General features: G+C 66.0%; 2 protein-coding genes and 1 other RNA gene. 1 reads left to right on the top strand and 2 read right to left on the bottom strand.

Going from position 1 to position 2,844, the window contains the following annotated elements:
- Positions 1-377 precede the first annotated feature (377 nt).
- Positions 378-671, bottom strand: coding sequence for a DUF6522 family protein (locus RMO81_RS10170; protein WP_310475742.1), 294 nt, complete (start codon positions 669-671; stop codon positions 378-380).
- Positions 672-720: 49 nt separating this feature from the next.
- On the opposite strand from RMO81_RS10170, the gene rnpB reads away from it, so the two are divergent.
- Positions 721-1,117: RNase P RNA component class A (gene rnpB, locus RMO81_RS10165), an RNA gene on the top strand.
- A 16-nt stretch (positions 1,118-1,133) separates the two neighbouring features.
- Here the strand turns inward: rnpB and recG are convergent.
- Positions 1,134-2,844: ATP-dependent DNA helicase RecG (gene recG, locus RMO81_RS10160; protein ID WP_310475740.1), on the bottom strand; the 1,711-nt coding region annotated here is incomplete at its 5' end.

The raw sequence follows: 2,844 nt of genomic DNA, 5'->3' as shown, positions 1-2,844 counted from the left end.
CTGGCAGGACATGGGCTTCATGGCCGCACTCGGCCGCTATGGCTATGACGTGTTTGCGCCGCTTGAAGCCGTCATCGCCTTCCAGCGCCACCACCGCCCCGCCCGCTTTGACGGCGTGATCGACGCGGAAAGCCGCACCATCCTGCGCGGCCTGCTGCTGGCGGAAGGGTTGTAAAAAAACGGCCGGCGCTGGAGGGAGCACCGGCCGCAAGGGTTCCGCGAATGGCCCAACAGGGGGGAGGACCATCCTGATTGCTGGTGGCTGGCAGGGTTGTCAGCCAGCGGGCCGGGAAAAGTTGGGGGGTTCCGGCCCGATGGATTGAATATGCCGTTGCCAGACAAACATTGCAATACTGTAATGTTTGGTTGCGGCGTTCTTACACAGCGCCGGGTTTGCGGGCACCGAGCGGGAGGTCGTGTCCGCCAAAATCCAGCGTGGACTTGGAAATGACGCTGCCCAGCGCATCGACGATCAAGCGCAGGCGGCGCTTGTCGGTGGCGAAGGTGAGGCGGAATCTGCCAAAATCCTCGTCCACGCCGGCTTCCACCCACGAGGTTATGAGGCGGCCGGCCAGCATCGGCTGCACCTGTTCCGGTTGCAATTTCAGGCCTTCAGCGATGACTTCTGCCGAGACTGTGAAACTCTCTCCGCTGCCTTCGATTTCAATCATGCCGCTGCCATGGCGCGGGTGAATACAAAATGCTAGAGCGCCTGCGCGATCACGTCGTTGGGCGACCGCGTCAGGATTTATTCTGCCGAGGAAAGTCCGGGCTCCACGGAACGCGGTGCCGGGTAACGCCCGGCGGTTCGAGGCAACTCGGATCAGGGACAGTGCCACAGAGAACAGACCGCCGATGGCTCTGGCAACAGAGGACAGGCAAGGGTGAAACGGTGCGGCAAGAGCGCACCGCGCGATGGGCAACCAAAGCGGCACGGCAAACCCCACCGGGAGCAAGACCGAATAGGGATGGCGCGCATGTTTCGACATGCAGGGCAGGAACCGGCCCAGTCATCCGGGTTGGTTGCTGGAGGCGGCGGGTAACCGCCGTCCGAGAGGAATGGTCGCCCAGGGGTGCAAATCCTGGACAGAACCCGGCTTACAGGCGGCGTGATCGCATCGCAGCCCTCTCCTTCACCCACTGCGCAGCAACGCCACCCCTGCATCCCGCTCGAACAGATACAGCAGCACCCGCGCCGCCTGCCCGCGCGTCCCGTCCAGCCCGCCATCCCGGTCCAACAGCAGCCGCGCATCATCGCGCGCCATGGTGACGAATTTCTGCACGCGTTCCGGATCGGCGAAACGAAACGCCTCCTCCCCCGATTGCCGCGTGCCGAGTATCTCGCCAGCGCCGCGCAGGCGCAGATCCTCTTCGGCAATGCGGAAGCCATCATTGGTCTCACGCATCAGTTTCAGCCGGCTGCGCGCGGTTTCCGACAGTTCCTCCCCACGCAACAACAGGCACACGCTGTGGCCCGCCCCGCGCCCGACGCGCCCGCGCAACTGGTGCAGCTGCGCCAGCCCGAACCGCTCCGCCGCCTCGATGATCATCAACGTGGCATTGGGCACGTCCACCCCCACTTCGATCACCGTCGTCGCCACCAGCACCGCCAGCCGCCCGGCAGCGAAATCCGCCATCACTGCATCCTTGTCCGGCCCCTTCATCTTGCCGTGAACCAGGCCAACCTTCCCCTCACCCAGCCGGCCTTTGAGAAACGCCGCGCGGGTGGTGGCGGCGGCTTCGTCTTCATCTTCGGTGCCGTCCACCAGCGGGCAGACGAAATAGGCCTGCCCACCGGCTTCGACATGGCGGGCAAGGCCGGCAACCACATCCTCGAAACGCCCCGTTACCCGCGTTTCAATCGGCTGGCGGCCGGGCGGGCGTTCGTCGATCTGGCTCTGATCCATTTCGCCAAACCGTGTGAGGGCCAGGCTGCGCGGGATCGGCGTGGCGGTCATCGCCAGCACGTGCGGCGGCACCCGGCCCTTGTTGGCCAGCATCAACCGCTGGGCGACGCCAAAACGATGCTGTTCATCAACGACGACCAGGCCCAGATCATCATAGGCTACCGCCTCCTGAAAAATCGCGTGCGTGCCAACAAGGATGTCGATCTGCCCCGCCGCCAGATCGGCCAGCAACGCCTCCCGAGCCTTGCCCTTGTCGCGGCCCGTGAGCAGCGCAATCCGCACCGGCAGACCAGCAACCAGCTTGGTCAACGTCGCATGATGCTGGCGGGCGAGGATTTCCGTGGGCGCCAGCAGCGCCGCCTGCGTGCCGGCCTCCACCGCGGCCAGCATGGCAATCAGCCCCACCAGCGTCTTGCCCGATCCCACATCGCCCTGCAGCAGCCGCAGCATCGGCTGGGCCTGCGCCATGTCGCCCATGATCTCACCGATCACGCGTTTTTGCGCGCCGGTCAGCTGCCACGGCAGGCTGGCCATCAGTGGCTGCACCAGCCGGCCATTGCCCGCCAGCGCCCGCCCGCGCCGCGCCCGCGTGTCGGCCCGCACCAGCAGCAGCGCCAGCTGGTTGGCCAGCAGTTCGTCATACGCCAGCCGGTCGCGGCCGCCTTCCAGCCGGTGGGCCGCGTGCAGCGACTCGGTGAACGACGCCCAGCCGTGACGCTCGATCACGCTCGGCTCGACCCATTCGGCCAGCGCCGGCACGCGCGTCAACGCCTCGCCCACCAACTGCCCCATGCGCCGGTTGGTGACGCCTTCGGTGAGCGGATAGACTGGTTCACGCAGCCCCGGCGGCGCGGCGCTTTCCATGGGCAGCACTTCGGGATGGGCGATCTGCAGCTTCTGGCCGTAACGGTCCAGCTTGCCGATCACCCGCTTTTCA

The sequence above is a fragment of the Sandarakinorhabdus sp. genome, assembly GCF_031422795.1.
GTDB lineage: Bacteria > Pseudomonadota > Alphaproteobacteria > Sphingomonadales > Sphingomonadaceae > Sandarakinorhabdus.
Note: the sequence above shows the minus strand (reverse complement) of the source record. Positions and strands in the feature narration are given on the sequence as shown.

What these genes read in the sequence shown, in the direction of transcription:
- RMO81_RS10170 (WP_310475742.1), bottom strand. Translation starts at nt 671, where the DNA reads ATGATTGAAATCGAAGGCAGCGGAGAGAGTTTCACAGTCTCGGCAGAA.